General features: G+C 64.6%; 22 protein-coding genes, 1 tRNA gene and 1 pseudogene. 11 read left to right on the top strand and 13 right to left on the bottom strand.

The genetic code is table 11. The annotated features are described in order from the left end of the window. Positions 1-19: 19 nt before the first annotated feature. Positions 20-1,222, bottom strand: a complete 1,203-nt coding sequence (gene carA / locus PCJ21_RS06405) for a glutamine-hydrolyzing carbamoyl-phosphate synthase small subunit (protein ID WP_269930542.1) — start codon at positions 1,220-1,222, stop codon at positions 20-22. Positions 1,223-1,511: 289 nt separating this feature from the next. Between carA and PCJ21_RS06400 the strand changes: the two genes are divergently transcribed. Further along, positions 1,512-1,961, top strand: a complete 450-nt coding sequence (locus PCJ21_RS06400; RefSeq protein WP_269930541.1) for a GatB/YqeY domain-containing protein — start codon at positions 1,512-1,514, stop codon at positions 1,959-1,961. Positions 1,962-2,072: 111 nt separating this feature from the next. On the opposite strand, the gene PCJ21_RS06395 is transcribed toward PCJ21_RS06400, so the two are convergent. Both PCJ21_RS06395 and PCJ21_RS06390 read right to left on the bottom strand, forming a co-directional pair. Beyond that, positions 2,073-3,236, bottom strand: a complete 1,164-nt coding sequence (locus PCJ21_RS06395; protein WP_269930540.1) for an amidohydrolase — start codon at positions 3,234-3,236, stop codon at positions 2,073-2,075. Between the two features lie 159 nt (positions 3,237-3,395). Further along, the gene (locus PCJ21_RS06390; RefSeq protein ID WP_269930539.1) at positions 3,396-5,060 is read right to left on the bottom strand and encodes a Na/Pi cotransporter family protein; all 1,665 of its coding nucleotides are present in this window, start codon (positions 5,058-5,060) and stop codon (positions 3,396-3,398) included. Between the two features lie 295 nt (positions 5,061-5,355). On the opposite strand from PCJ21_RS06390, the gene dnaG reads away from it, so the two are divergent. Further along, positions 5,356-7,302 (top strand): DNA primase, encoded by a 1,947-nt coding sequence (gene dnaG / locus PCJ21_RS06385; protein ID WP_269930538.1) that lies wholly within the window; start codon positions 5,356-5,358, stop codon positions 7,300-7,302. A gap of 322 nt (positions 7,303-7,624) precedes the next feature. Then, complete coding sequence (gene rpoD, locus PCJ21_RS06380; protein ID WP_269930537.1) at positions 7,625-9,646, top strand: RNA polymerase sigma factor RpoD; 2,022 nt, start codon at positions 7,625-7,627, stop codon at positions 9,644-9,646. 89 nt (positions 9,647-9,735) lie between these two features. On the opposite strand, the gene PCJ21_RS06375 is transcribed toward rpoD, so the two are convergent. The 3 genes and pseudogenes from PCJ21_RS06375 to PCJ21_RS06365 all read right to left on the bottom strand — a co-directional run. Next, complete coding sequence (locus tag PCJ21_RS06375) at positions 9,736-10,368, bottom strand: DUF930 domain-containing protein (protein WP_269930536.1); 633 nt, start codon at positions 10,366-10,368, stop codon at positions 9,736-9,738. A gap of 104 nt (positions 10,369-10,472) precedes the next feature. Further along, positions 10,473-10,859 carry a DUF1801 domain-containing protein gene (locus PCJ21_RS06370; protein ID WP_269930535.1) on the bottom strand — a complete coding sequence of 129 codons (387 nt, stop codon included), beginning with the start codon at positions 10,857-10,859 and terminating at the stop codon, positions 10,473-10,475. Between the two features lie 84 nt (positions 10,860-10,943). Continuing rightward, positions 10,944-11,158: pseudogene (locus PCJ21_RS06365) on the bottom strand (citrate/2-methylcitrate synthase); the annotation flags it as partial. 164 nt (positions 11,159-11,322) lie between these two features. Between PCJ21_RS06365 and PCJ21_RS06360 the strand changes: the two are divergent. After that, complete coding sequence (locus PCJ21_RS06360; RefSeq protein WP_269930534.1) at positions 11,323-11,934, top strand: LysE family translocator; 612 nt, start codon at positions 11,323-11,325, stop codon at positions 11,932-11,934. Between the two features lie 123 nt (positions 11,935-12,057). Here the strand turns inward: PCJ21_RS06360 and PCJ21_RS06355 are convergent, their stop codons facing one another. Further along, positions 12,058-12,888, bottom strand: a complete 831-nt coding sequence (locus PCJ21_RS06355; RefSeq protein ID WP_269930533.1) for an N-acyl homoserine lactonase family protein — start codon at positions 12,886-12,888, stop codon at positions 12,058-12,060. 167 nt (positions 12,889-13,055) lie between these two features. Here PCJ21_RS06355 and PCJ21_RS06350 point away from each other — a divergent pair, with 167 nt between their 5' ends. From PCJ21_RS06350 to PCJ21_RS06340, 3 genes are all read left to right on the top strand, one after another. Next, on the top strand, positions 13,056-13,937 hold the full coding sequence (locus PCJ21_RS06350) for a helix-turn-helix transcriptional regulator (protein WP_269930532.1): 882 nt from the start codon (positions 13,056-13,058) through the stop codon (positions 13,935-13,937). A gap of 136 nt (positions 13,938-14,073) precedes the next feature. Continuing rightward, positions 14,074-14,367, top strand: coding sequence for a GYD domain-containing protein (locus PCJ21_RS06345; protein WP_269930531.1), 294 nt, complete (start codon positions 14,074-14,076; stop codon positions 14,365-14,367). Between the two features lie 111 nt (positions 14,368-14,478). Further along, positions 14,479-14,769, top strand: a complete 291-nt coding sequence (locus PCJ21_RS06340; protein WP_269930530.1) for an HlyU family transcriptional regulator — start codon at positions 14,479-14,481, stop codon at positions 14,767-14,769. Positions 14,770-14,866: 97 nt separating this feature from the next. Here PCJ21_RS06340 and PCJ21_RS06335 read toward each other — a convergent pair whose 3' ends face one another. After that, the gene (locus tag PCJ21_RS06335) at positions 14,867-15,478 is read right to left on the bottom strand and encodes a TetR/AcrR family transcriptional regulator (protein ID WP_269930529.1); all 612 of its coding nucleotides are present in this window, start codon (positions 15,476-15,478) and stop codon (positions 14,867-14,869) included. A 68-nt stretch (positions 15,479-15,546) separates the two neighbouring features. Between PCJ21_RS06335 and PCJ21_RS06330 the strand changes: the two genes are divergently transcribed. Next, entirely contained in the window at positions 15,547-15,972 is a 426-nt protein-coding gene (locus PCJ21_RS06330; protein ID WP_269930528.1) for a VOC family protein, read from the top strand. Positions 15,973-16,251: 279 nt separating this feature from the next. Here the strand turns inward: PCJ21_RS06330 and PCJ21_RS06325 are convergent, their stop codons facing one another. From PCJ21_RS06325 to PCJ21_RS06310, 4 genes are all read right to left on the bottom strand, one after another. Continuing rightward, positions 16,252-16,557 (bottom strand): hypothetical protein, encoded by a 306-nt coding sequence (locus PCJ21_RS06325; protein ID WP_269930527.1) that lies wholly within the window; start codon positions 16,555-16,557, stop codon positions 16,252-16,254. 96 nt (positions 16,558-16,653) lie between these two features. Then, the gene (locus tag PCJ21_RS06320; RefSeq protein ID WP_269930526.1) at positions 16,654-16,896 is read right to left on the bottom strand and encodes a hypothetical protein; all 243 of its coding nucleotides are present in this window, start codon (positions 16,894-16,896) and stop codon (positions 16,654-16,656) included. 82 nt (positions 16,897-16,978) lie between these two features. Then, positions 16,979-17,518: a TIGR00645 family protein gene (locus tag PCJ21_RS06315; protein WP_269930525.1), complete on the bottom strand. Its 540-nt coding sequence runs from the start codon at positions 17,516-17,518 to the stop codon at positions 16,979-16,981. A 386-nt stretch (positions 17,519-17,904) separates the two neighbouring features. Then, positions 17,905-20,004, bottom strand: a complete 2,100-nt coding sequence (locus tag PCJ21_RS06310) for an OmpA family protein (protein ID WP_269930524.1) — start codon at positions 20,002-20,004, stop codon at positions 17,905-17,907. A gap of 200 nt (positions 20,005-20,204) precedes the next feature. Between PCJ21_RS06310 and PCJ21_RS06305 the strand changes: the two genes are divergently transcribed. Next, a complete protein-coding gene (locus tag PCJ21_RS06305; RefSeq protein WP_269930523.1) occupies positions 20,205-20,651 on the top strand; it encodes a YcgN family cysteine cluster protein in 447 nt (148 codons plus the stop codon). Positions 20,652-20,863: 212 nt separating this feature from the next. Next, positions 20,864-21,268, top strand: coding sequence for a hypothetical protein (locus PCJ21_RS06300; RefSeq protein WP_269930522.1), 405 nt, complete (start codon positions 20,864-20,866; stop codon positions 21,266-21,268). Positions 21,269-21,523: 255 nt separating this feature from the next. Here PCJ21_RS06300 and PCJ21_RS06295 read toward each other — a convergent pair whose 3' ends face one another. Next, positions 21,524-22,240 carry an SIMPL domain-containing protein gene (locus PCJ21_RS06295; RefSeq protein WP_269930521.1) on the bottom strand — a complete coding sequence of 239 codons (717 nt, stop codon included), beginning with the start codon at positions 22,238-22,240 and terminating at the stop codon, positions 21,524-21,526. 132 nt (positions 22,241-22,372) lie between these two features. Between PCJ21_RS06295 and PCJ21_RS06290 the strand changes: the two genes are divergently transcribed. Continuing rightward, positions 22,373-22,448 (top strand) — tRNA-Ile (locus tag PCJ21_RS06290). Positions 22,449-22,849: the final 401 nt, after the last annotated feature.

The raw sequence follows: 22,849 nt of genomic DNA, 5'->3' as shown, positions 1-22,849 counted from the left end.
AGCGTCCGGTGGCGATAGCTCAGCGCTCGGCGAGCGCCGGTTCACCCTGCCGCTCGCGGATGAGATTGGCGAAGCGGCGGAAGAGGTAGTGCGAGTCCTGCGGGCCGGGCGAGGCTTCCGGGTGATGCTGGACCGAGAACACCGGGCGGCCAGCGAGCGCGATGCCGCAGTTGGAGCCGTCGAACAGCGACACATGCGTTTCGGTGACGCCCTCCGGCAGCGAGGCGGCGTCGACCGCAAAGCCGTGGTTCATCGAGACGATCTCGACCTTGCCCGTGGTGTGGTCCTTGACTGGATGGTTGGCGCCGTGGTGGCCCTGATGCATCTTTTCAGTCTTGCCGCCGAGCGCCAGTGCCAGCATCTGGTGGCCGAGGCAGATGCCGAACACCGGAAGCTCGCTCTTCAAAAGATCCTTGATGACAGGCACGGCATATTCGCCGGTTGCCGCCGGGTCGCCGGGGCCGTTGGACAGGAAGATGCCATCCGGCTTCATTGCAAGGATGTCATCGGCCGAGGTCTTGGCCGGAACAACCGTCACCTTTGCGCCGAGGCCGGCGAGCAGGCGCAGGATGTTGCGCTTCACGCCGAAGTCGATGGCAACGACATGCATCGAGGCGGCGCCACGCTCGCCGTAGCCTTCGTTCCAGACCCAGGGCGTTTCGGTCCATGACGAAGACTGGCCTGACGTGACCTCCTTGGCGAGGTCGAGGCCAAGCAGGCCCGACCAGGCGCGGGCGCGTGCCGTGAGGTCGTCGAGATCGAACTTGCCGTCCGGCGAATGGGCGATGACGGCGTTGGGCATGCCCTTTTCGCGGATCAGCGCGGTCAGGGCGCGGGTGTCGACACCCGACATCGCGACAATGCCGCGGCGCTTCAGCCACTGATCGAGATCACCGGCCGAGCGATAGCTCGACGGGTTGGTGACGTCCGCCTTGAAGACCGCGCCGACCGCGCCGGAACGGGCCGCCGGGGTCAGGTCCTCGATGTCTTCGTCGTTGGTGCCGATGTTGCCGATGTGCGGGAAGGTGAAGGTGACGATCTGGCCGGCATAGGAAGGGTCGGTGAGAATTTCCTGGTAGCCGGTCAAAGCCGTATTGAAGCAGACTTCGGCAACGGCGCTGCCTGTGGCGCCCAGGCCGCGGCCCGTGATCACCGTGCCGTCGGCGAGAACCAGAACGGCGGTCGGTGCTTCGGTTGCCCAGGGGGCGGTCTCAGAGGCCATCGCGATGCTCCTGCGTAACGGATGCCGCGTCTTGAAAGATGGCTGGGAAGGGGCCATATCGCGCAGCGAAAAGCACGGGCGACCGCCAAAAGCGAGCCCCGTGCACAAAACCAAACAAGTCCTTGCAAGGCGCGGACAATAGGCGAAGCCCGCTTTTTGGTCAATGACTGCGGCGGGAATCGTCCTGATTTATTTTTCCGAGTAAAATCAGGAAGTTGGCTGTTGTCATTCGGTTTGCTGCTGTGGCAGATCGGCGCTATTGTTCGCGACACTTTCAGGAGAAACGGCCATGCGCGAGATGCTCGCCCAGGCGCTAAAGACCGCGTTGAAGTCAGGCGACAAGCGCCGCACCTCGACGCTGCGGCTGATTCAGGCCGCCATCAACGATCGCGACATCGCTCACCGCGGCGTCGGCAAGGATCCCGTGACGGACGATGAAATCCTGCAGATCCTGACCAAGATGGTCAAGCAGCGGCAGGAGTCGGCGAAGGCCTTCGAAGAAGGCAACCGGCTGGAACTGGCCGCGCAGGAGCGCGAGGAAATCGTCATCATCAACGACTATCTGCCCAAGCAGATGGAAGAGGGCGCCGTGCGCGACGCGGCCCAAAAGGTGATTGCGGAAGTAGGCGCGGAGGGGCTGCGCGACATGGGGCGCTGCATGAACGCGCTGAAGGAGCGCTATCCCGGCCAGATGGATTTCGGCAAGGCCAGCGGCATCGTCAAGGATCTTCTGCAGTAACAACGCGCCGGTCGTATCGAACCGTAACGCCCCGTCTGCCATGCAGAGCGGGGCGTTCTTGCTTGGGGAAGGTTGGCGCTTCTGTCTTCGACAAAGGCGAAGACCGGCGTATCACGCCACCGGCAGGCGGTGGCGGACGATCGCGGCGTGGAAGCTGGCGCCGTGGATGAGGGCCGCGTCGTTGAAATCGAAGCGCGGATTGTGCAGCGGCGCCGAGGCTTCGCCATTGCCGATATAGGCAAAGCAGCCCGGCACGTGGTCGAGGAAGCGCGCGAAGTCCTCCGAGGCGGTGACGAGTTCGCCCTTGCCGTTTATGGCCTGCGGTTCGAACACGCCGGCAGCGGCTGCAAGGGCCGCGGCGGTAGCATCGGCGTCGTTGACCAGCGGCACGAACTCCCTGCTGTAGGCGACCGAGGCCGTGCAGTTGTAGGCCAGCGCCGTGCCCTCGGCGATGATGCGCATCTGCCGTTCGATCTCGGCACTGACCTCTGGGCGGAAGCTCCTGGCGTCGCCGAGGATGCGGGCATGACCGGGCAGGGCGTTGCGCGTGCCGTCGGTGATGAGTTCGGTGACCGAGACGACCGCCACGTCGGCCGGATTGAGCCGGCGGGCGGCGATCGTCTGCAGGTTGGTGACCACGGCGCAGGCGGCGACCAGCACCTCGCGTCCGACATGCGGGCGCGCGGCATGGCCGCCGAGTCCTTCCAGCACGATCTCGAAATTGTCCTCGGCCGACATCAGCGGGCCGGATCTTGTCTCGAAATGGCCGACCGGCAGGCCGGGCATGTTGTGCAGGCCATAGATCTCGTCAAAGGGAAAACGTCGCATCAGCCCATCGTCGAGCATGGCCAGCGCGCCCTTGCCCCATTCCTCGGCCGGCTGGAAGACGAAACGCACCGTGCCGTCGAAGCCGCCTTCGGCGGCGAGCATTTTGGCAGCGCCCAGCAGCATCGCGGTGTGGCCGTCATGGCCGCAGGCATGCATGACGCCAGGCGTCCGCGATGCATGTTCGTGGTTGCCCTGTTCGGTGATGCGCAGCGCGTCCATGTCGGCGCGAAGCGCCACGGCCCTGTTGCTGCTGCCACGGCGCAGCGTGCCGACGACGCCGGTTCCGCCGACGCCCTCCACCACTTCGTCGAGCCCGTATTCGCGGAGCTTGTCGGCGACGAACGCGCTGGTGCGCTTTTCCTCGAAGCCGAACTCGGGGTGGGCATGCAGGTCGCGCCGCCAGGCGGTCATCTCGGCGACGAGGATGTTCTGGTTGAGCGCGGCCATTGTGCTGATCCCCTGGATTTGGAGGTGCAGCGTCGCCGGATTGGCGGTGGCAGGCAAGAGCGGTTGGTGGGGCCAGGGTGAGGCGGCTTGCGCCTTGTGGCTCCCGGGCAAGCTGCGCTTTGCTCCGCTTTCGACGATGAAGGCTGCTCTTGTGTCCGTTCAGCTCGCCTTCAGGCGCGAGCCGCGGAGCAGGCCCTGCTCCTCCAGCACCGGGTAGGCCATCGAGGCGAGCAGCGAATTGATTTGCTTGAGGTCGCGGATGGTGTCGAGGTGGATCGAGGAGGTCTCGACGCTCTTGATGGTGCCGTCGCGCAGGCGCAGGAAGTGGCTCTGGCTGGTTTCCTTCTCGACGTCGCGCAGCCGGTCCTTCTCCAGCACCAGCTGGCGGGCCGTGTTGGGGTCGCGCGACACCAGCACGTTGAAGGCGAGGCGCGCATTGGCCATGACGGCGGCGTGGAAGCTCGCCAGTTCACGCCAGCCTTCAGGCGTGAATTCCAGGCCGCGATCGAGCTTCTTCTGCACATGGGCGAGCATGTTGCGGACGATGATGTCGCCGACCTGCTCGAGCTTGACGCAGGCGCCGAGCAGTTCCTGGCAGCGTAGCGCTTCGTCCTCTGTCATCGGCTGGATCGTTGCTTTGGCGAGGTAGAGCTTGATCGCCGCATGCTTGCGGTCGACGCGGTCGTCGAGGGACGCGAGTGCGGCGATCTTGGCGGTGTCGGCGCTCTCGTAAAGCTCGATGATGCGCTGGAGCATGATCTCGACCGTCTCGCAGACGCGCACCACTTCGCGCGTCGCGTTGGCAAGCGCGAGCGACGGCGTGGCGAGCGCCGCTTCGTTGAGCGCGCTGAGCTCGGCGACCGCCATGTCCTTGGCCGGATCGGGCTTTGCGCCCAGGGCAACAATCTTTTCGGAAGCTTTGTAGACCAGCTTGGCGAGCGGAAGGCCGGCAACCAGGATCAGGCAATTGAACAGGATGTGGGCGTTGATGATCTGGTCGGGAACCGTCGAGCCGAGGAATGCGACAGAGGGCTTGAAGCTGAGGTAGGCGATCAGCATCACCAGGGACCCTGCGCCGCGCATCAGGAGGTTGCCGATCGGGACGACGCGCACCGCCGGCTCGGCGCTGCGGGTGAGCAGGGGCGCGATGATCGAGCTGCCGAGATTGACGCCGAGCACGAGCACGATACCGAGCTCCGGCGGCACCAGCCCGTGTCCGGCGAGGGCCACGATCAAAAGCACCGCGGCAATCGACGAGTGGAACAGCCAGGTGACGAGCGCCGCCAGAAGATAGGCGGTGACCGGGTCGCCGCCGAAATAGCTGATGATGATCGGCATCAGCGTGCTTTCGCGCAGCGGCGCCGAGGCCTGGGCGACGAGTTCCAGCGACAGCAGCATCAGGCCGATGCCGACGAGGATGCGGCCGAACTGCTGCCAGGAGCGGCGCTCGGTGGCCAAAAACATCGCGGTACCCGCGGCAAGGCAGATCGGCACCAGCAGGGACAGGTCGAAGGTCAGGATCTTGATGACCAGAGCCGAACCGATTTCGGCGCCGCGCACAGCCAGTTGCCCGGCCATGCCGCTGACGATGCCGGCCCCGGCGAAGGAACCGACGAGCAAGGTGACGGCGGTCGAACTCTGCAGGGCGATCGCCAGCGCCGTTCCAGCCAGCACCGCCATCAGCGGGTTGCGCATGGTGTTGCGCAGCTTGTGCCGCAACACGTCGCCATAGGCGCGCTCGACGCCGGTTCGCACCATGCGGGTGGCAAACAGCAGCAGCGCCACGGCGCCCGCGAGATGCAGCAGGACGACCGAGCCGCTCATCGGGTGTCTCCACAGCGGGCTGTCGAAGTGGCGATGCGAATCACTGTAATGACCATGCGATTAGATTAGCCGGATAATATTATTCGTCCATATTGCACGCGTGTGCAATCGTAATAAGGGCTGAGCCCATTGATAGGGCAGGGCGGGGCTTTGCCCCGTCCCGTGGCGGCCGGGGCGCGGCGCAAACTGGACGATCGAGCGTCAGGCCAGCCTGTGAACAGCGGGCATGGCGGCGAATAGGATTAGTGTCGTGCGGAGGGAGCGACTATATCAGGGTTCAAACAAGCAGGACCTGATGCGCTTTTCCGACGGATTTTTGAGTGAGATACGCGACCGCGTGCCGATTTCGGCCGTGGTGGGCCAGCGCGTGACCTGGGATCGCAAGAAGACCAACACCCAGAAGGGCGACTTCTGGGCCTGCTGCCCGTTCCATGGCGAGAAGTCGCCGTCGTTCCACTGCGAGGACCGCAAGGGCCGCTACCACTGCTTCGGCTGTGGCGTCACCGGCGACCATTTCCGCTTTCTGACCGAAATGGACGGGCTGAGCTTCCCCGAGGCTGTCGAGCGCATCGCCGAGATGGCGGGTGTGCCGATGCCGGCGCGCGATGCGCAGGAAGAGCGCCGCGAGCGCGAGAAGGCTTCGCTGCACGACGTCATGGAACTGGCGACCGGGTTTTTCGAGGACCAGTTGCAGACGTCCGAGGGCGCCCGCGCCCGCGCCTATCTCCGGGATCGCGGGTTGGCGCTGGCGACGCAGCAGTCGTTCCGGCTCGGCTATGCACCTGACAGCCGCAATGCGCTGAAGGAGTTCCTTGCCTCGAAGGGTGTCGAGAAGGCGCAGATGGAAGCCTGCGGACTGACGGTCTTCGAGGACGTGCCGGTGTCCTACGACCGTTTCCGCGACCGCATCATGTTTCCTATCCCGGATTCCCGCGGTCGCATCATTGCCTTTGGCGGCCGCGCCATGTCGGCGGAGATTTCGGCCAAGTACCTGAATTCGCCGGAAACCGAGCTCTTCCACAAGGGCAACGTGCTCTACAATTTCGCCCGCGCCCGCAAGGCGCTGCAGAAGGGCGGGACGGTGATTGCCGTCGAAGGCTACATGGACGTGATCGCGCTGGCCCAGGCTGGCTTCGAGAACGTGGTGGCACCGCTTGGCACGGCGCTGACCGAAAACCAGCTCGGGCTGTTGTGGCGCATGTCGGGCGAGCCGGTGCTGTGCTTCGACGGCGACAAGGCCGGCCTCAAGGCTGCCTACCGCGCCGCCGACCTGGCGCTGCCGCTGGTGGCGCCCGGGCATACTGCGCGCTTTGCGCTGTTGCCGGAGGGCAAGGACCCCGACGACCTAGTCAAGGCCGAGGGACCGGAAGCGTTTCGCGCGGTGCTTGGCGCGGCGCGGCCTCTGGCCGACCTGGTGTGGATGCGCGAGACGTCGGGCGGGGTGTTCGACACACCGGAACGCCGCGCCGAGCTTGAAAAGACGCTGCGCGAGCTGACCTCGAGGATCAAGGACGAGAGCGTACGCTACCACTACCAGCAGGAAATGCGCGAGCGGGTGCTCAGCTTCTTCGGCAACCAGCGCGGTCGCCAGCAGGGGCAGGGCGAGCGTGGCGGCAAGGGGGCGTTCGGCAAGGGCGGCGACCGCGCCCAGTGGAACAAGGGCGGGAACGCTGCGGCTTCCGGCCGATTTGCCGTATCCGACAGCCTGGCGCGCTCGGCGATGGTCAAGCGCGCCGGCGGCATCATGCCGCTGCGCGAGGCGGCGCTGGTTGTGGCGCTGGTCAACCATCCGACGCTGATCGACGAGAATTTCGACCATGTCGAAAGGCTCGACCTGACCAACCAGGAACTGAAGCAGCTGCATGCCGTGCTGATCGACGCGATGGCCCATCACGAGGCCAACAATCGCGACCAGGTCGTCTCCGCGATCGCGCGAGCGGGATGCACGGAGGTCTGGGAAAGGGCCGTCGCCCTGATCCGCAAGGCCAGGCAATGGACCGCGCTCAACGACGCAGCACTGGAGGACGCCCGCGACGCCTTTGCCCAGACGCTGCACTTGCATCGCAGCGCCCGAACTCTACATAAGGAGCTGAAACAGGCCGAGGCGGCGCTGGCTACCGATCCCACAGACGAAAACTATCGCAATCTGGTGGAAGTGCAGGCGCAGTTTCACGACGTGCAAGCCACCGAAGCGCTTATCGAAGGTTTTGGGGTGTCCTCGGGCCGCAGCGGACGAAACTGAACCAGGATGCAGGCTATCCAGCATTTGATTCGCTTTTGAGTCGCGAATCATGCGACAGGCGCTTGACGTTTGACCAGAATAACGGAATCAGGTCGATTCGAAAAAGTTAACCGGCGGCTGGACCGTCAGCGTGTCGTCGGCCTCAATGCGGACTGGGCACTTGTGTCATCTGGCAGGAAGATATTCCGCCACCTATTTCAGGGTTAATCTTGACTTAACACAGGGGCAGCTACTGGCAGTTCAGGCGCGGTTGGATCAACGCATCTGATTTGCACTGTCCAAGGGTTTGAGCGGCTGACGGGCCGCCTGGAGAAAGCACAGAATGGCGACAAAAGAAAAGGAAGAGGTCGAGACCGAACGCGAAGGCGCCCCAGACGGACCTTTGCTCGACCTTTCCGATGACGCTGTCAAGAAGATGATAAAGCTCGCGAAAAAGCGCGGCTATGTCACCATGGACGAGCTCAATGCGGTGCTTCCCTCGGAAGAGGTGACGTCCGAGCAGATCGAGGACACGATGGCGATGCTGTCCGACATGGGCATCAACGTGGTCGAGGACGACGAGCAGGGCGAAGAGGCGGAGGCCACAGAAGGCGACGCCGAGGAGGACGCCAACGAACTGGCCGAGCAGACCGGCACCGCTGTTGCCGCGACCACCACCAAGAAAGAGCCGACCGACCGCACCGACGACCCGGTGCGCATGTACCTGCGCGAGATGGGCTCGGTCGAGCTTTTGTCGCGTGAGGGCGAAATCGCCATCGCCAAGCGCATCGAGGCCGGCCGCGAGACGATGATTGCGGGCCTGTGCGAAAGCCCGCTGACCTTCCAGGCCATCATCATCTGGCGTGACGAGCTCAACGAAGCCAAGATCCTGCTGCGCGAAATCATCGATCTCGAAGCGACCTATGCCGGCCCCGAGGCCAAGCAGGCGCCGATCGTCGAGCGTGTTGACGAGGACGCCAAGGCCAAGACCGACGAAAAGCCGCGCCGCGGCGGTCGCGATGAAGAAGACGACATCACCAATGTGGGTGGCGACACCCGCGGCGAGGAAGACGAGGAAGAAGACGACGAGGCAAGCCTGTCGCTGGCGGCCATGGAAGCGGAATTGCGTCCGCAGGTCATGGAAACCCTCGACGTCATTGCCGACACCTACAAGAAGCTGCGCAAGCTGCAGGACCAGCAGGTCGAGAACCGCCTTGCTGCCGCCGGCACGCTGTCGCCGAGCCAGGACCGTCGCCTCAAGGAGCTGAAGGACCAGCTCATCAAGGCCGTGAAGTCGCTGTCGCTCAACAATGCCCGCATCGAAGCGCTTGTCGAGCAGCTCTACGACATCAACAAGCGTCTGGTGCAGAACGAAGGCAAGCTGCTGCGCCTGGCCGAAAGCTATGGCGTGCGCCGCGACGAATTCCTGAAGGAATATCAGGGCTCCGAGCTGGACCCGAACTGGATCCGCTCGATTTCTAACCTTTCCAGCCGCGGCTGGAAGGAGTTCACCAAGAACGAGAAGGACGCGATCCGCGACCTGCGCGCCGAAATCCAGAACCTCGCCACCGAAACGGCGATTTCGATCCTGGAATTCCGCAAGATCGTCAACCAGGTGCAGAAGGGCGAGCGCGAAGCTGCGATGGCCAAGAAGGAGATGGTGGAAGCCAACCTCCGTCTCGTCATCTCGATCGCCAAGAAGTACACCAACCGTGGCCTGCAGTTCCTCGACCTGATCCAGGAAGGCAACATCGGCCTGATGAAGGCGGTCGACAAGTTCGAGTACCGCCGTGGCTACAAGTTCTCGACCTATGCGACATGGTGGATCAGGCAGGCGATCACGCGTTCGATCGCCGACCAGGCCCGCACCATCCGTATTCCGGTGCACATGATCGAGACGATCAACAAGATCGTCCGGACATCACGCCAGATGTTGCACGAGATCGGCCGCGAGCCGACGCCGGAAGAACTGGCCGAAAAGCTCGCCATGCCGCTCGAGAAGGTGCGCAAGGTGCTGAAGATCGCCAAGGAGCCGATCTCGCTCGAAACGCCCGTGGGCGACGAGGAGGATTCGCACCTCGGCGATTTCATCGAGGACAAGATGGCGATCCTGCCGATCGATGCGGCGATCCAGGCAAACCTGCGCGAGACCACCACGCGCGTGCTCGCCTCGCTCACCCCGCGTGAGGAACGCGTGCTGCGCATGCGCTTCGGCATCGGCATGAACACCGACCACACCCTCGAAGAGGTGGGCCAGCAGTTCTCGGTTACCCGCGAGCGTATCCGCCAGATCGAGGCCAAGGCGCTGCGCAAGCTCAAGCACCCGAGCCGCTCGAGGAAACTCAGGAGCTTCCTCGACAGCTAACAGTCGCAAGCTGCGCCGGTGCCTCGGCAGCAGATCGTTGCCCATCATGCAAAAAGCCCGGCTCCAGCCGGGCTTTTTCGTTGGGGGAGCTAATCTTCCGGGTTGCCGGCGACGAGGTTGTATTCGGCCCACCTGGCCTCGGGGATTGCCTCGCCTACGCCGAACTCGAAAGCCGCGACATTGCCTTCGGCGACATCGCAAGAGAATGTCAGGCCGTACCAGCGGCGTCCGGCACGGAAGGCTCCGCCTTCCGCGTGGATCGAGCCGCCGTCGATCCTGAGGCTGTCGGTTGCATAGGGAACCACGAGATCGGGGTGGAGCTCGGCCTTCCAGCGATGGATCTGCTCCATGGCCTCGATGTTGCAGAGCTGGATGGCGCGCTCGTCTGGAGCAAAGGTTGCGAGTGCCTGCCTGGCGCGGCGGCTGCGCGGGTCGGCGAGCAGCTTGGCCGCGTAGAAACTGTGCGCCTTGACCATGGCGGGGCGCTGGGCGGCAGGCGCGTCGAGCTTCGGCGTGACCGGGGTGACAGGCGCAAGCGGTGCGGCGGGAGCTTTCGGCTGGCGCGGCGACTTAATTGTTTCGGGCACGGGCGCGACCAGTTCGACCGGTACCGCGTCCTCGGCTGGCAAGCTGAATGGCTGTGGCCTTGGCAACAGCAGGGTGGCCGCCAGCAGCAGGGCATGCAGTGCCACCGAGACGAGCCAGCTGGGATCCAGTTTCACGGCAGGCGTCATGCGACCCGGCTTTCTGATGCAGCCAGTTGGTTCGCCTGTCACTGTGGCGCGATTGCGGCACCGGGCGGTTGCCGGCTATCTGGCATACCTGCCTAGTTGCTTTCCGTCGGGTCGCCGACCTCGGCGTTCAGCCGCATCGCTTCGCGGACGAGCTTTTCGGCAAGTGTTGTGTCCACCGTGTCGCCCTCGCGATACTCCATGGTGGCGAGCTCATATTTGCCGCCGGCTTTCAGTCTCGGCTCGATGTGGCGCAGGCGCTTGCCGCGCCAGAAACCGAAGAGCACGCGCGCTTCCTCCGCGCGGACGAGCAGGACCGGACCGTTGGAAAAGCAGACGATGTGGCCCCATTTGATGCGCGCCTCGGGATCGCCCGCTGCGCGGGTGGCGGCGCGCAAGTCCTCGACGATCTCGCGGCGCCAGCCGCTCAAGACCTCGACATAAGCCTCGGGGCTCTTCGCCGGGATTTCCTTGCGCATCATGTGCCTGTCCCTCTCACATGCCTGAAGCGTATCGCGAACGCCCTTGCCGTGCCACGCCTGCGGCTTGTCAGCTACGCGCCCAGATTAGCTGCCGCCACGTCCCAGCGCCGGCCCGACATAGCGGCGCGCGGGCGGATCAACACTCCCGAGGCCAGCTGCTCGATGGCGTGGGCGACCCAGCCGGTGGAGCGCGCGATGGCGAAGAACGCTGTTTCGTAGCCGATCGGCAGTCCGAACATGCGCATCATCACCGCCAGCGCATAGTCGATGTTGGGGCGTACGCCGCCCGCTTCGGCCAGGACTGTTCAGCGTCGCGATGGCCGAGACGACAAAGGTCATCAGCACCGGCGCTGCGATGCCCTGCATGGTGGGACTCCACACAAAACGCAAATCACGCGAAATCGGGTGGCTTTCGCCGCCTGGCCTGATCCACTAAGGTCCTGTCAACAAAGGGGAGAGAGCCGTGTCGATCGAGTTCCTGCTGACCACCCTTATCATTGTCGCGTCGCCCGGCACGGGCGTGGTCTACACGCTGGCCGCGGGGCTTTCGCGCGGCGGCAAGGCCAGCGTGCTTGCGGCGTTTGCCTGCACGCTCGGCATCGTGCCGCATCTGATCGCGGCGCTGACCGGGCTTGCTGCGCTGCTGCACACAAGCGCGCTGCTGTTTGAGATCGTCAAATATGCCGGCGTTGCCTACCTGCTCTACATGGCCTGGCAGAGCCTGCGCGAGCACGGCGCACTCAAGATCGACGACAAGGCCGACCCGCGCTCGGCGCGCCAGGTGCTGGTCGACGGCGTGCTGATCAATGTGCTCAATCCGAAGCTGTCGATCTTCTTCGTCGCCTTCCTGCCGCAGTTCATTGCGCCGAACGAGCCGAACGTGCTGGTGCGCATGCTGGAGCTGTCGGGGGTGTTCATGCTGGCGACCTTCGTCATCTTCGCCATCTACGGCCTGTGCGCGGCTGCGATGCGCGACAAGGTGGTCGGCAGCGTGCGCGTCATGACCTGGATGCGGCGCAGCTTTGCCGCGGCCTTCGTCATGCTTGGCGCCAAGCTGGCCCTGACCGAACGTTGATCCGCCGGCGCGGACCGTTCGGCGACTACCGCGAAGATCCGCTCAGCGTGTTCATGGAAAAGCGCCTCGACTGGGCCGAGGCGACTTCCTGAAGCACGACGCACCAAGTGCGCCCTGATATCGCTACTTCGCGCTTGCCGGGAAGGCGGGCAGCTTGGAGATGTCGCTTGCGTCGTGCTGGACGACAAGCGTTGCGTTCAGCGCCTTCGCCGCGTCCTCGAGACGGTCCATCGACGCCAGGGTTTCGGCGCGGTCGAAGTTGAACGGCGGCACGCCGCGGTTGCCGAACTGCTCCTGGAAATGCGCAGTGTCGCCACTGAGCAGCACGGGGCCGGTGTCGGCCAGCCGCACCAGCAGCGAATAACTCGACGGCGTATGCCCTGGCGTCGCCAGCATGACCACCGAGCCGTCGTCGAAGACATCCTTGTCGCCCGTGATCGTCTCCAGCTTCGCCGTGCCGTCGAGCCATGGCTGGACCAGGGTGGGCTCGACGCCGAAGGCCGGCGGGGTGGCGCGGAAGCCTTCGAGGTCGCCCTTGCCGATCAGCATGCGGGCATGGGCAAAGTCGGATGCCTGGCCGACATGGTCGAAATGGTTGTGGCTGATGCCGAGCGTCGCGATCTTCTCCGCCGCGACGCCGATCTCGGCCAGCTGGTCCTTGATCGTCCTGGCGAGCGCCGGCGCCATCGGCTTGGCGTCTTGTGCAGCCCCAAGAAGCGCAGACGGCAGGCCGGCGTCCCACAGCATGTAGGCGCTGTCGTGCCGGATCAGGTAGCAGCTGTCGGTCAGCGTCCGCTCCTCGCCCTGGTAGCGGAAGGTGTCGGAAAAGGCCGAGAGGTCGCTGACCTTGATCGAGCCGCAGTCGAGCCGCCACAGCTCGATATCGGCGGCCTGCGCTGCCCCGAAGGCCGGGAATGCCGTCACGGTGGCGAGGACAAATTGGCGTGGATTCATGTCGTATCTCCTTGCTTGCGGCGCCGCGATGAGGTGGCGGTGCCGCCGTTTGCTGCGCGAAGATGCCGGTTGGCCGGCGCCACAATGTGCCCGTTTTGCACCTGAAGATGTGCCCGAAACGCTCGAAGTGCCGTCGACATGGCGGGTGGAGACGCTAGACTGCCTAGATGACCTCCCTGATCGAACTGCCCGAGCGAAGCCACGCGCAGCGGCTGCTGAAGCTCTTGAAGCCGCTTGCCATGGCCAACCGTACTGCCCGCGGCCCAGGCTTCCACAGCCATGCGCGGGAGTTGTTCAGCTATTGCTGCGTCGAGCGCGAGCGGCTCGCCAGCGTGGTTTCGGAGACAAACAGGATCGGCGTCGTGCTGTCGGGCGAAAAAGAGTTCTGGCTGGGCGATGCCGGCCAACGCTTCGTCGCCGGCGACGTGTTCGTGCTGCCGAAGGGACAGGCCTTCGACGCTGTCAACATCCCGTCCGAGGCCAACGGCCTCTACGAATCGCTGCTGGTCGACGTCACCGACGTGCCGAGATGGGTGCTGGAGATGCCGGGCGCACGCACACCTTCCGGCTTCGACCTCAGGGTGCCGCTCGGCGGCGAGCTTGTCGATGCGCTGGGACATGCGGCGATCGCGCTCAGCGCGTCCTCGCATGCTGGCGCGCTGGCAGGGCACCGGCTGGCCGAGGTGCTGATGCTGCTGCGCCGGGTGCCGGCCGCGGTCTGCCTGTTCGAGCAGTCGCTGGCCGAGCGCGCAGCCTGGCTGGTGGCAGGCGCGCCGTCGCGGCGCTGGACGGCGCAAGCCATCGGCCGTGAATTTGGCCTGGGGGCATCGACGCTGCGGCGCAAGCTGCGTGAGGAGGGCACGTCGCTGCGCCAGGTGTTGGCCGCAGCGCGCATGCAGCTGGCGCACGAGATGCTGGCGCGTGGCGAAGGCAACATCTCGGATGCCGCCGGCATTGCCGGCTACGCCTCGCGCTCGCATTTCGCCCGGCGCTTCGTCAGTGTCTACGGTTCGACCCCTTCGGAGGTGCGCCTGCGCCAGGGTGCCTGAGCCGAGCGTGCGCACAGGCCGCCTTGCGCCGCTCGCTTCGGGGGAGGATAATTCAGCGTCGGACGCATTTCAGGGCTATGACCGGATGCCTGCCCCGGCTTTCCGCCGTGCGCCGTGGCACCGGAGGGAGGTTGCCGTGACGACGTACATCATGCTGATCAACTGGACGGACCAGGGCATTCGCGATGTCAGGTCCTCGCCCAAGCGGCTCGACGCCGCCAAGAAGCTGCTCGGCGACATGGGCGGTTCGTTCAAGCAGTTCTATCTCACCATGGGCGAGTGCGACATGGTGGCGATTGCGGATGCGCCCGACGATGCCGTTGTGGCGCGCTTCGCCATGATGCTCGGCCAGGGCGGCAATGTCCGGACGCGGACGATGAAAGCGTTCCCCGAGCTCGCCTATCGCGAAATCATCGCCTCGATGGGGTGAGCAAGCGATGGTCGGCGCACGCAATGCGTGCGCCGTTGCCGTTGCCTGTCCGAAACGCCTCGACTGAATCAAGACAAGCGTCTAAGCTTCGGAAAACAAAGGGAAGAACCGATGTCGTTTCTGAAGAGGCTTTTTGGCGGTGGCGGTGCAGGCGCCGAACCGGCTGCAACCGCGGTCGCCAAGGAGATCGAGTACAAGGGCTTTTTGGTCAAGGCGACGCCTTACAAGGAAGGTGGTCAGTTCCAGACCTGCGGCGTGGTCTCCAAGGATGTCGGCGGCGTGGTCAGGGAACACAAATTCATCCGCGCCGACCGCTTTGCCGCCCTCGACGATGCGGTCGAGGTGTCGCTGACCAAGGGACGCCAACTCGTCGACGAACAGGGCGAACGGATGTTCAGCTGACGAGCCAGGCGGCATCGCAAAAAGCAAGCCCGGCCTGAACGCCGGGCTTTTGCATTTCAAGGCTGTTTGCTTGCGGCAATGCCAGGCACAACCAGCCTCACACCGGAATTGCCCTGTCGGGCAGCATCAGGCCTTCAATGACGGCCGATATCACGTCCATCTGCTCGGCATCGGGCGCGCCGGCATCGATGGCGAGGGCGGCCCGATCAAAGGCCGCAGCCAACTGGCCGGTGAGCGCCGCAAGCGGCAGTCTCTTCATCGCGCCTGATCGCATGGCGATCGCCAGACCCTCCCGCAGGGTGCGGTTGCCGTGGCGGGCGTCGATCTCGTCCATGCCGGAGCGACCGAGCACCGCCGGCCCGTCGAGCAGCAGCAGCCGGGTGCGGCCGGGCGCCTGCATCGCCTCAAGATAGGCCTTGCTGCCCGATATCAGCGCCTGGCGCGCGTCCATGTCGTCGGGCGCGGCATGCTCGATCTCGGCAGCCACTGCCGCCGCCTCCTCCTCGGCCACGGCGCGGAACAAGGCCTGCTTGTCGGCGAAGTGATGGTAGAGCGCACCGCGCGTCACCCCCGCCGCCGCCACGATCTCCGGCGTGCTGGTCTCGGCATAGGATTTCTCGGCGAACAGCCGGCGCGCAGCCGCCGTCAGTTGGGCGCGCGTCGTCTCGGTGCGGTCGCGGTTGGAGCGGCGCTCGGCTCTCTCTTGCATACATGCAGCCTGTATGTTAGTTGTATCAACATACAGACAGTATGTTTTTTGCGAGGAGTTGAAAAGCCATGAAGACGACGAGCTACTATCCCGTGCTGATGACCGGCGACGTTGCGGGCACCGTGGCCTTTTATGTCGAGCATTTCCGCTTCCAGCCGCTGTTCGAGAGCGACTGGTACGTCCACCTGCAGTCGAGCGAGGACAAGCGCGTCAACCTCGCCATCGTCGACGGCGACCACGAGACCATTCCGGAAGCGGGAAGGGGCCGCGCGGCCGGCCTGCTGATCAATTTCGAGGTCAAGGATGTCGATGCCGTGCACGACCGTCTCGCCGCCGCCGGCCTGCCGATCCTGCGCTCGCTGCGCGACGAGGCCTTCGGCCAGCGCCACTTCATCGTCAGCGATCCCAATGGCGTGCTGATCGACGTGATCAAGCCGATCCCCCCGAGCGAGGAGTTCCTGGCGCTCTATGCTCCAGATGCGGTGGGCGTGTGAGCCGTCGTCCAAGATGCAAGGAGGCGCCCCATAGGACGCCTCCGGCATGGTCTGATGCCTGAGAAAGCTCGGAGCTTGCCCGACAGGCCGACCTTCAGTGTGTGCTGAGGTCGGCGGCGAGGCCGGCATCGACGCGGGCGAACACACTTCTCCGGTTTCGCGCTGGAACGCCGTTGACGACGTCGTGCGGGGCGTCTTGATGGCGGTGTCGTCGCGAGCGTCGATCACATGCGCTGACGTCGGGCACAGTGAGCCCCCTATGCTGCGTCCGCTGCCGCCTCACATCTGGTCGTTGTACGGCTCCTTGATCTGGCCGACCATGCGGGCCAGGGCCGAGAAAGACGGAATGTCGGCCTCCGGTTGGCACTGGTTGGCCAGTTGCAGCAGCCGGATCGGGAAAATCACCGCGTCGCGGCTGGATGACGACATGCCGCCGGAGCGCTCCTCGGCGGTCTCGCTGGCCTCGGCCTTGCGCAGCGCGATGTCTATCTCCTCGGCCGAAAGCACGCCCTTCCTGACCAGCACATGGTTGATCGATGCGATGGCCATCAACAGGCCCTCGAGCTGCAGATTGGCGACGTTCACGTGAGTTCTCCCTTTGCCGACAGGCGCTGACAGGCGAAGCCGACCCCTTGCTGCCACGGAGGTCAGCGCTTTCGCCTGGCTCCGCAGGGCTGGGTCTCATGGCTGGTCGAACAGCTGTTGTTCGACGGCCTCGAAACACCGATCGAGATCAGGTGCAGGCAGCTCGATCGCAGTTGCCTGGGCGACGATTGCGGCGTCATCGTCGCCGGGTGGATCGCCCCAGGGACTGGCGAGCAACGCGTGAAAGAGCTCGTACATGGCGGTCTCCGGCTTCGACTTGCCGTAGACAACCCCTGAAATCACCGAGCGTTCCATGGCGCGGGCAAGCGCGTGGCCCATCTGGCGCCGGCAAAACGCAAAACGGAGGCGCTTTCGGCGCCTCCGTTGATGTTTGGAAGGCGGCTGGAGCGCCGCCGATGCGCTAGAGGCTCGGGCCGGTGTCCTCCGCCGTCGCCTTCTTGCCGCTCTTGGTAAGTCCCGTCAGACGGTCGATATAGGCAAGCAGCAGGGCCGACAGCACGAAGGTGAGATGGATCAGGGTCAGCCACATCAATTGTTCGGATGTGTATTGCTGGTGATTGAGGAAGACCTGCAGGAGGTGGATCGACGAGATCGCCACGATCGTCGAGGCGACCTTGATCTTCAGCGAGCTGATGTCGATGGTGCCGAGCCAGTGAACTTCGCCGTCGTGGTTGTCGAAGCGGCTGACGAAGTTTTCGTAGCCGGAAATGATCACCATCACCACCAGCGAGGCGACAAGTGCCGCATCGATCAGCCCCAGCACCTTCAGAATGGTGTCGGTGTCGTCGAGGATCATGACCTTGACGATGAATTCGTAGAGCTTCTTGGCAAAGGAAAGCGCATACACCCCAAGCGCCAGGGCAAGGCCGAGGTAGAACACCACGAGCAGCCAGCGCGAGGCAAGAATGATGGATTCAACAGCGAGTTCGAGGCGTTTCATAAGACGTCCGAATTGATTGGAAACGAGTTTTGTGATGTCAGCGAAACGAATGCATCAGCTCGCCGGACAAAACAAGGCCCGGCCGCTGGAGGGGGATTTCGGCCGGGCCTGTGTCTCCTGAGACGGAGACGGGACGGGGCAGGGAACCACGTCTCGACAAAGGTGGCATCAAAATCCAGCGAATCAATGACGAAAACGGGGTGATCGCGTGATTGTGACCGGCCGGCAGAGGGGAAATGTGGTGGGCGCGGCTGGCGCGGATGGCTGTGCCAGCAGGCTGAATCAGCTCGCCAACTGATTCATCAGGCTGCCGCAAGTCTTTGTTTTGGATAGTGGAATATGCAGGAAGTGCCGGAGAGCGTTGCCGCTCTCCGGCATGGCAGCGATTACTTCGCGCTGGCGACGGGTGCGACCAGCGGGGTGATGCGACGGATGGCGACGCGGCGGTTTTCACGCTCGCGCTGGTCCGTCTTCACCTTGAGGTAGCGCTCGCCGTAGCCCTGGGTGCTGAGGTTCTCCGGCGGGATGCCGAAGACATTGGTCAGGGCATCCGCCACCGCCTCGGCGCGGCGGTCCGACAACGCCAGGTTGGCGACGTCGGAACCGACGGCGTCGGTGTGGCCTTCGATCAGGAAGGTCTCGGCCGGGTTCTTCTGCAACAGCTTGTCCATGGCGTTGGCCACGCCCTCAAGCTTGTTGACCTCCGCCTCGGGGATCGAGGCAGAGCCGAACTCGAAGTTGAGCGTGTCGAGATCGACGCGGCGGGCGATGTCGCGAACGCGGGCCGAACGCTTGACCTCATCGACCGAGTAGAGGCGCTTGACGCGCTCGACAGGCGGCTGCTCGAGGAAGTCATAGTAGTCGTCAGGCCCATCGACGTACTCGGATTCCAGAATGTACTCGTTGCGCGGGATGTGCAGCTGAAGCGGAGGCAGGTCGAGACCCGGATCGCGCCACTCGTCCATGTCGGCGTAGTAGCGATCATCGACATAGCTCAGCACGTATTCGCGACCATCCGGCGTGATGCGCGAACGCTGGACGACATCGCCATAGCGGTTGCGGATAGTGATGATCTGGTTGCCGTTTTCACGAACGATGACCTCGCGGGTGCGGCCCCCCGGCAGTTCGTCATAGTAGACCTCCTGCGCATCGCGGGTGAGGCGAGGACGGTCGTTGCTCTCGACGAATATCTGGTTGTTGAGCTGGATGATGACGCGGTCGCCGATCTCGCGCAGCACCTCAGAACCTTCGGGACGCGGGCGGCGGCGAAGGTCGATTTCCGGCGCCCGTTCGAGACGGGTGCCCTTTTCAGCCGTCACCGGCTGGATCTGAGCGGGCTGGGCCTGTTCGGTGGCGGCCTTGTCGTCGACAGGGGGCGGTCCCTGATCGACCGGCTGCGGCTGTGGCTGAGCCGTCTGGGCGCCGCCCTGGCCCTCAGGCGCGGGCTGGGCCGGCTGGCCCTCCTGTGCCGGTTGCTGGCCCGCGCCATCCTGGGCAGGCGGCGCTTCCTTGGCGCTGTCGAGGATCGGCGCTTCGTTGGGGTTCACAGGCGCTTCGCCCTGCTGTGCCGGCTGCTGTTCGCCGGTGGCGGGCTGCTGCGGCTGCTCACCCGTGGCAGGCTGCTGGGGTTGCTCGCCGGCCGCGGGCTGTTCGCCCGGCTGTGCCGGCTGTTCGCCGGTCGCGGGTTGTTCAGATGGCGTCGGCTGCTCGGTGGGAGCCGGGGCCTCGCCGGCGGGAGCCTGGGTTTCCGGCGAGGGAGCAGGGGTGGGGACCTGCTCAGGCGTCGGCTGGGCAGGCTTGTCCGCCGGAGGCTGGGCCGGCTGTTCGGCCTGGGGCTGCTGCTCCGGCTGCGGCGCAACTTCGGGCGTCTGGGCAGGCTGTTCCTGGGCCGGCTGCTCTTGCGCAGGCTGTTCCTGGGCGGGAGCTTCGGCGGCTGGCTCACGTTTCGGCCTGCGCTTGGGCGCAGGCTCCTCCGCCTGCGGTTCGGGCGCTGGCGCGGCCTGCGGGGCTGCTTCCTGTTCCTGCTGCGGCGCAGCTTCCTCAGCGGCTGGCTGTTCGCGCCGCTGCTTGCGCCTTGGCGCGGGCTCTTCGGCCTGTGGCTCTGGCGCTGCTTCCTGCGGAGCGGCTTCTTCGGCGGCTGGCTGCTGGCGCTGCTTGCGGCGTGGCGCCGGCTCTTCGGCCTGTGGCTCGGGTGCGGGCTGTTGCGCCTCGGGCTGTGGTTCCGGCGCGGGCTGCGGTTCGGGTTGCGGGGCTGGCTCGGGCGCCTGTTCCTGTGCGGGTGCCTGTTCCTGCTGGCCGCCGCCCTGGCGCGCCGCGCAAGCTTCCGCCGATTCGCCGTCCTGGCATTCGGCCTGCACCCGCACAAGCGGCAAGGCCTGTCCATTGGCCGCAAGCGGTCCAGCCGGCAGCGGCATGGCGCCCAACGGCGCGGATGCCATGAACAGGCCGATAGCCGTGCCTGCGAGAATCCGTGGTTGGCGTTTCATCGTTGGAAGTCTCCTCAAGGTAAAAGTCCCGTTCCGCGCCCAAACCTGCGGAACCGGCATTGGTTCCCTGGCGGAGTCGCATCGTTTCGGGGCATTTGCCCGACAGCAACATGGCATTATCGTGACATCGCTGAACTGGCGATGAACGCCAAAGCCGCATTTGCTTGACGCCGGGCGCGAGGCGCGCCACATGCCACGCCATGGATGAAGCATACTGGAAAACCACGCCGCTGGAGGCGATGAGCCCATCGCAGTGGGAAGCGTTGTGCGATGGCTGCGGCAAGTGCTGCCTGTCCAAGCTCGAGGACGAAGACACCGGCGAAATCTACTGGACGAGCGTCGGTTGCCGGCTGTTCGACAGCGACAGCTGCCGCTGCGCCGACTACGCCAACCGGCTGGCGCGCGTGCCCGATTGCGTCGGCCTGACGCCGGAGAACGTGCGGACCATTTCGTGGTTGCCAAGCACCTGCGCCTACCGGCTGGTCGGCGAGGGCCACGATCTCTACTGGTGGCACCACCTTGTTTCGGGCAGCCGTGAAACCGTGCACGAAGCCGGCATTTCGGTGCGTGGCACGGTGACGGCCTCTGAGGACGACCTGGCCGAGCCGGAAGACTATTTCGACCATATGCTCGAGGACGAGCCGTAAGCCGCAGCGGCCGCCACATTGCAGCCGGGTTCACTTGTTGAATGTGGGCCGGGGTGGGGGCGCTGGCGCGATTCTCTGGAAAATATATAATAATTTCAAAGGATTGGCAGATGAACCGAAAATGAATATTCGGTTCGAGATCGGTTCAGCTTGAGCTTGGCATTGTGTGGTCATCGCTCAGGCGAAACGTTTTAGGGACCAAGGAGAAGACCATGTTCGACAAGATCAAGACCGCAGCGCTTTCGGCCGTCATCGGCCTCGGCACGCTCGCGGCCATCCCTGCCTCCGCCCAGGCGGAAGGCCTCTATCTCAACCTTGGCCAGGGCCATGCCGATGTCGGCATCTATGTCCAGGATCGCGACGGTCGCCACGGCGGCGGCCGCTGGGACAACCGCAACGACTATCGCAACGACAACCGCTGGGGTCGCCCGAAGGATCGCTGGAACCGCGCCTGCTCGCCGGACCGCGCGCTCGACAAGGCCGACCGCATGGGCCTGCGCCGCGCCCGCATCGTCGATGTCAATCGCCGCACGATCACGGTTGCCGGCCGCAAGTTCGGCGAACGGATCTCGGTCAGCTTCGCCCGCTCCCCCAACTGCCCGGTCGTTCGTTGGTAAGCCAGCGCCACAGTAGCGGGAGCCCCTGACCTCAGGGTCGGGCGGTGGCTCCAACAAAACCCCGGAGGCCTGGCCTCCGGGGTTTTTCATTGTTCAAGTTGTCTCATTGCGCGTTTGGCGTGTTGTTCGCTTCGATTCGCGCTCTTGTCTTGCCGCAATTCCGAACGGAAAACCGCGTCACGCTTTTCCTCGCCCGAGGGCACACGCTCACCCCGAAGGCCGCTGCCGGTCTTCGGGGTGCGGGAGGGCCTTTGGCTACTGCTTCAGCTCGAAGATGACGTTGACCTGCACGCGGTAGGCATTTTCGCCGGCTTCGACAGGCACTGCGGCGGCGCCGGCGCGATCGAATGACTTGGCCTGGATCGGCATCGGCTGCCCGACGAAGGACTGGTCGGCGATTTCGAGCACTTTGCCGACACTGACGCCTGCCGCCTCGGCCAGAACCTTGGCCCTGGCGATGGCGTCGGCGACCGCCAGCTTGCGCGCCTCGGTGATGATCTTGGACGGATCGTCATTGGCAAAGGTGATGCCGCCACCCTGGTTGACGCCGAGCGAAACCGCCTTGTCGAGCACTTCGCCGGCCTTGGCGATGTCGCGGATGCGCACCGAGAGCGTGTTGGTGACCTGGTAGGCAACCAGTTCCGCCGTCTGGCTGCCGTCGGTATTGTTGGTGAAATTGTAGCGCGGCGAAATCTGGATGCCCGAGGTCTGGAGATCGCGGTCGGCAATGCCGGCGGCCTTCATCGCCGCAATGACTGCGGCCATCGCCTCGTTGTTGGCGTCGAGCGCCTCGCGCGCGGTCTTGGCCTCGCGCATCACCGAGAGCGAAAGCAATGCCAAATCGGGAGCCGCGCTGGCCTCGCCTTCGCCGGTGACGATGATGCGCGGCGGCGGCTGGTTGTCGGCGCGCGCGGCAGCGGCGGGAAGCGCGAGCGCTGCTGCAAGCATCAGCGCCATGTATTTGCGATTCATAATATTCTCCATTCTGGATGCCCTTGCGGATATGCCGGATAGGGTCGGATTATGGGTGGATTGCGGCGGCGTGCAAGAGAGCTGCGAAGATGGCTTGTGCCGGAGTCAAAAAGACACTATCCAGCCCGCGTGGGGCCTGTAGCTCAATGGTTAGAGCCGGCGGCTCATAACCGCTTGGTTGGGGGTTCGAGTCCCTCCGGGCCCACCATTCACTAAGTTATTGATTTCATTTATATTTTAGTCCGTTTCAAGCGCGGGTGTACACCAAGACGTACACTGGAGCGCGCGTGTACCTTTGGCGAAAAGATTCCTGATGTGTTTTGGATTGTGGGCGAAGCGATCCGACTGCCGACGTGTCAATGTCGGTCGTACCGGTCCGCAACGGGGGTTTCACTGACGGGCTGAAGAAATACGCACTCAAGCTCGAAAACTCCGGCTGACCTGATGGACAAATTCAACCCTTCGTTGCCCATCGTTGAACCGGACGGCGCCCGACAGTGATGCGCAGCGATTTCATCGGGCGGGCCGGGATCGTATGCTCTGATACCTGAGGGATGTCTGGCGACTTCTTGATGGGGAGAGCAGCCTGCTCGCCAGCGTTGGCGAGGA

It is taken from the genome of Aminobacter sp. HY435 (genome assembly GCF_027568395.1).
Classification (GTDB): domain Bacteria; phylum Pseudomonadota; class Alphaproteobacteria; order Rhizobiales; family Rhizobiaceae; genus Aminobacter.
This window is presented reverse-complemented; position numbering and strand designations above follow the sequence as displayed.

What these genes read in the sequence shown, in the direction of transcription:
- dnaG (WP_269930538.1), top strand. Translation starts at nt 5,356, where the DNA reads ATGCGCTTTTCCGACGGATTTTTGAGTGAGATACGCGACCGCGTGCCG.
- PCJ21_RS06355 (WP_269930533.1), bottom strand. Translation starts at nt 12,888, where the DNA reads ATGAATCCACGCCAATTTGTCCTCGCCACCGTGACGGCATTCCCGGCC.
- PCJ21_RS06350 (WP_269930532.1), top strand. Translation starts at nt 13,056, where the DNA reads ATGACCTCCCTGATCGAACTGCCCGAGCGAAGCCACGCGCAGCGGCTG.
- PCJ21_RS06305 (WP_269930523.1), top strand. Translation starts at nt 20,205, where the DNA reads ATGGATGAAGCATACTGGAAAACCACGCCGCTGGAGGCGATGAGCCCA.
- PCJ21_RS06295 (WP_269930521.1), bottom strand. Translation starts at nt 22,240, where the DNA reads ATGAATCGCAAATACATGGCGCTGATGCTTGCAGCAGCGCTCGCGCTT.
- PCJ21_RS06310 (WP_269930524.1), bottom strand. Translation starts at nt 20,004, where the DNA reads ATGAAACGCCAACCACGGATTCTCGCAGGCACGGCTATCGGCCTGTTC.
- PCJ21_RS06335 (WP_269930529.1), bottom strand. Translation starts at nt 15,478, where the DNA reads ATGCAAGAGAGAGCCGAGCGCCGCTCCAACCGCGACCGCACCGAGACG.
- carA (WP_269930542.1), bottom strand. Translation starts at nt 1,222, where the DNA reads ATGGCCTCTGAGACCGCCCCCTGGGCAACCGAAGCACCGACCGCCGTT.
- PCJ21_RS06400 (WP_269930541.1), top strand. Translation starts at nt 1,512, where the DNA reads ATGCGCGAGATGCTCGCCCAGGCGCTAAAGACCGCGTTGAAGTCAGGC.
- PCJ21_RS06300 (WP_269930522.1), top strand. Translation starts at nt 20,864, where the DNA reads ATGTTCGACAAGATCAAGACCGCAGCGCTTTCGGCCGTCATCGGCCTC.
- PCJ21_RS06395 (WP_269930540.1), bottom strand. Translation starts at nt 3,236, where the DNA reads ATGGCCGCGCTCAACCAGAACATCCTCGTCGCCGAGATGACCGCCTGG.
- rpoD (WP_269930537.1), top strand. Translation starts at nt 7,625, where the DNA reads ATGGCGACAAAAGAAAAGGAAGAGGTCGAGACCGAACGCGAAGGCGCC.
- PCJ21_RS06330 (WP_269930528.1), top strand. Translation starts at nt 15,547, where the DNA reads ATGAAGACGACGAGCTACTATCCCGTGCTGATGACCGGCGACGTTGCG.
- PCJ21_RS06340 (WP_269930530.1), top strand. Translation starts at nt 14,479, where the DNA reads ATGTCGTTTCTGAAGAGGCTTTTTGGCGGTGGCGGTGCAGGCGCCGAA.
- PCJ21_RS06315 (WP_269930525.1), bottom strand. Translation starts at nt 17,518, where the DNA reads ATGAAACGCCTCGAACTCGCTGTTGAATCCATCATTCTTGCCTCGCGC.
- PCJ21_RS06320 (WP_269930526.1), bottom strand. Translation starts at nt 16,896, where the DNA reads ATGGGCCACGCGCTTGCCCGCGCCATGGAACGCTCGGTGATTTCAGGG.
- PCJ21_RS06370 (WP_269930535.1), bottom strand. Translation starts at nt 10,859, where the DNA reads ATGATGCGCAAGGAAATCCCGGCGAAGAGCCCCGAGGCTTATGTCGAG.
- PCJ21_RS06390 (WP_269930539.1), bottom strand. Translation starts at nt 5,060, where the DNA reads ATGAGCGGCTCGGTCGTCCTGCTGCATCTCGCGGGCGCCGTGGCGCTG.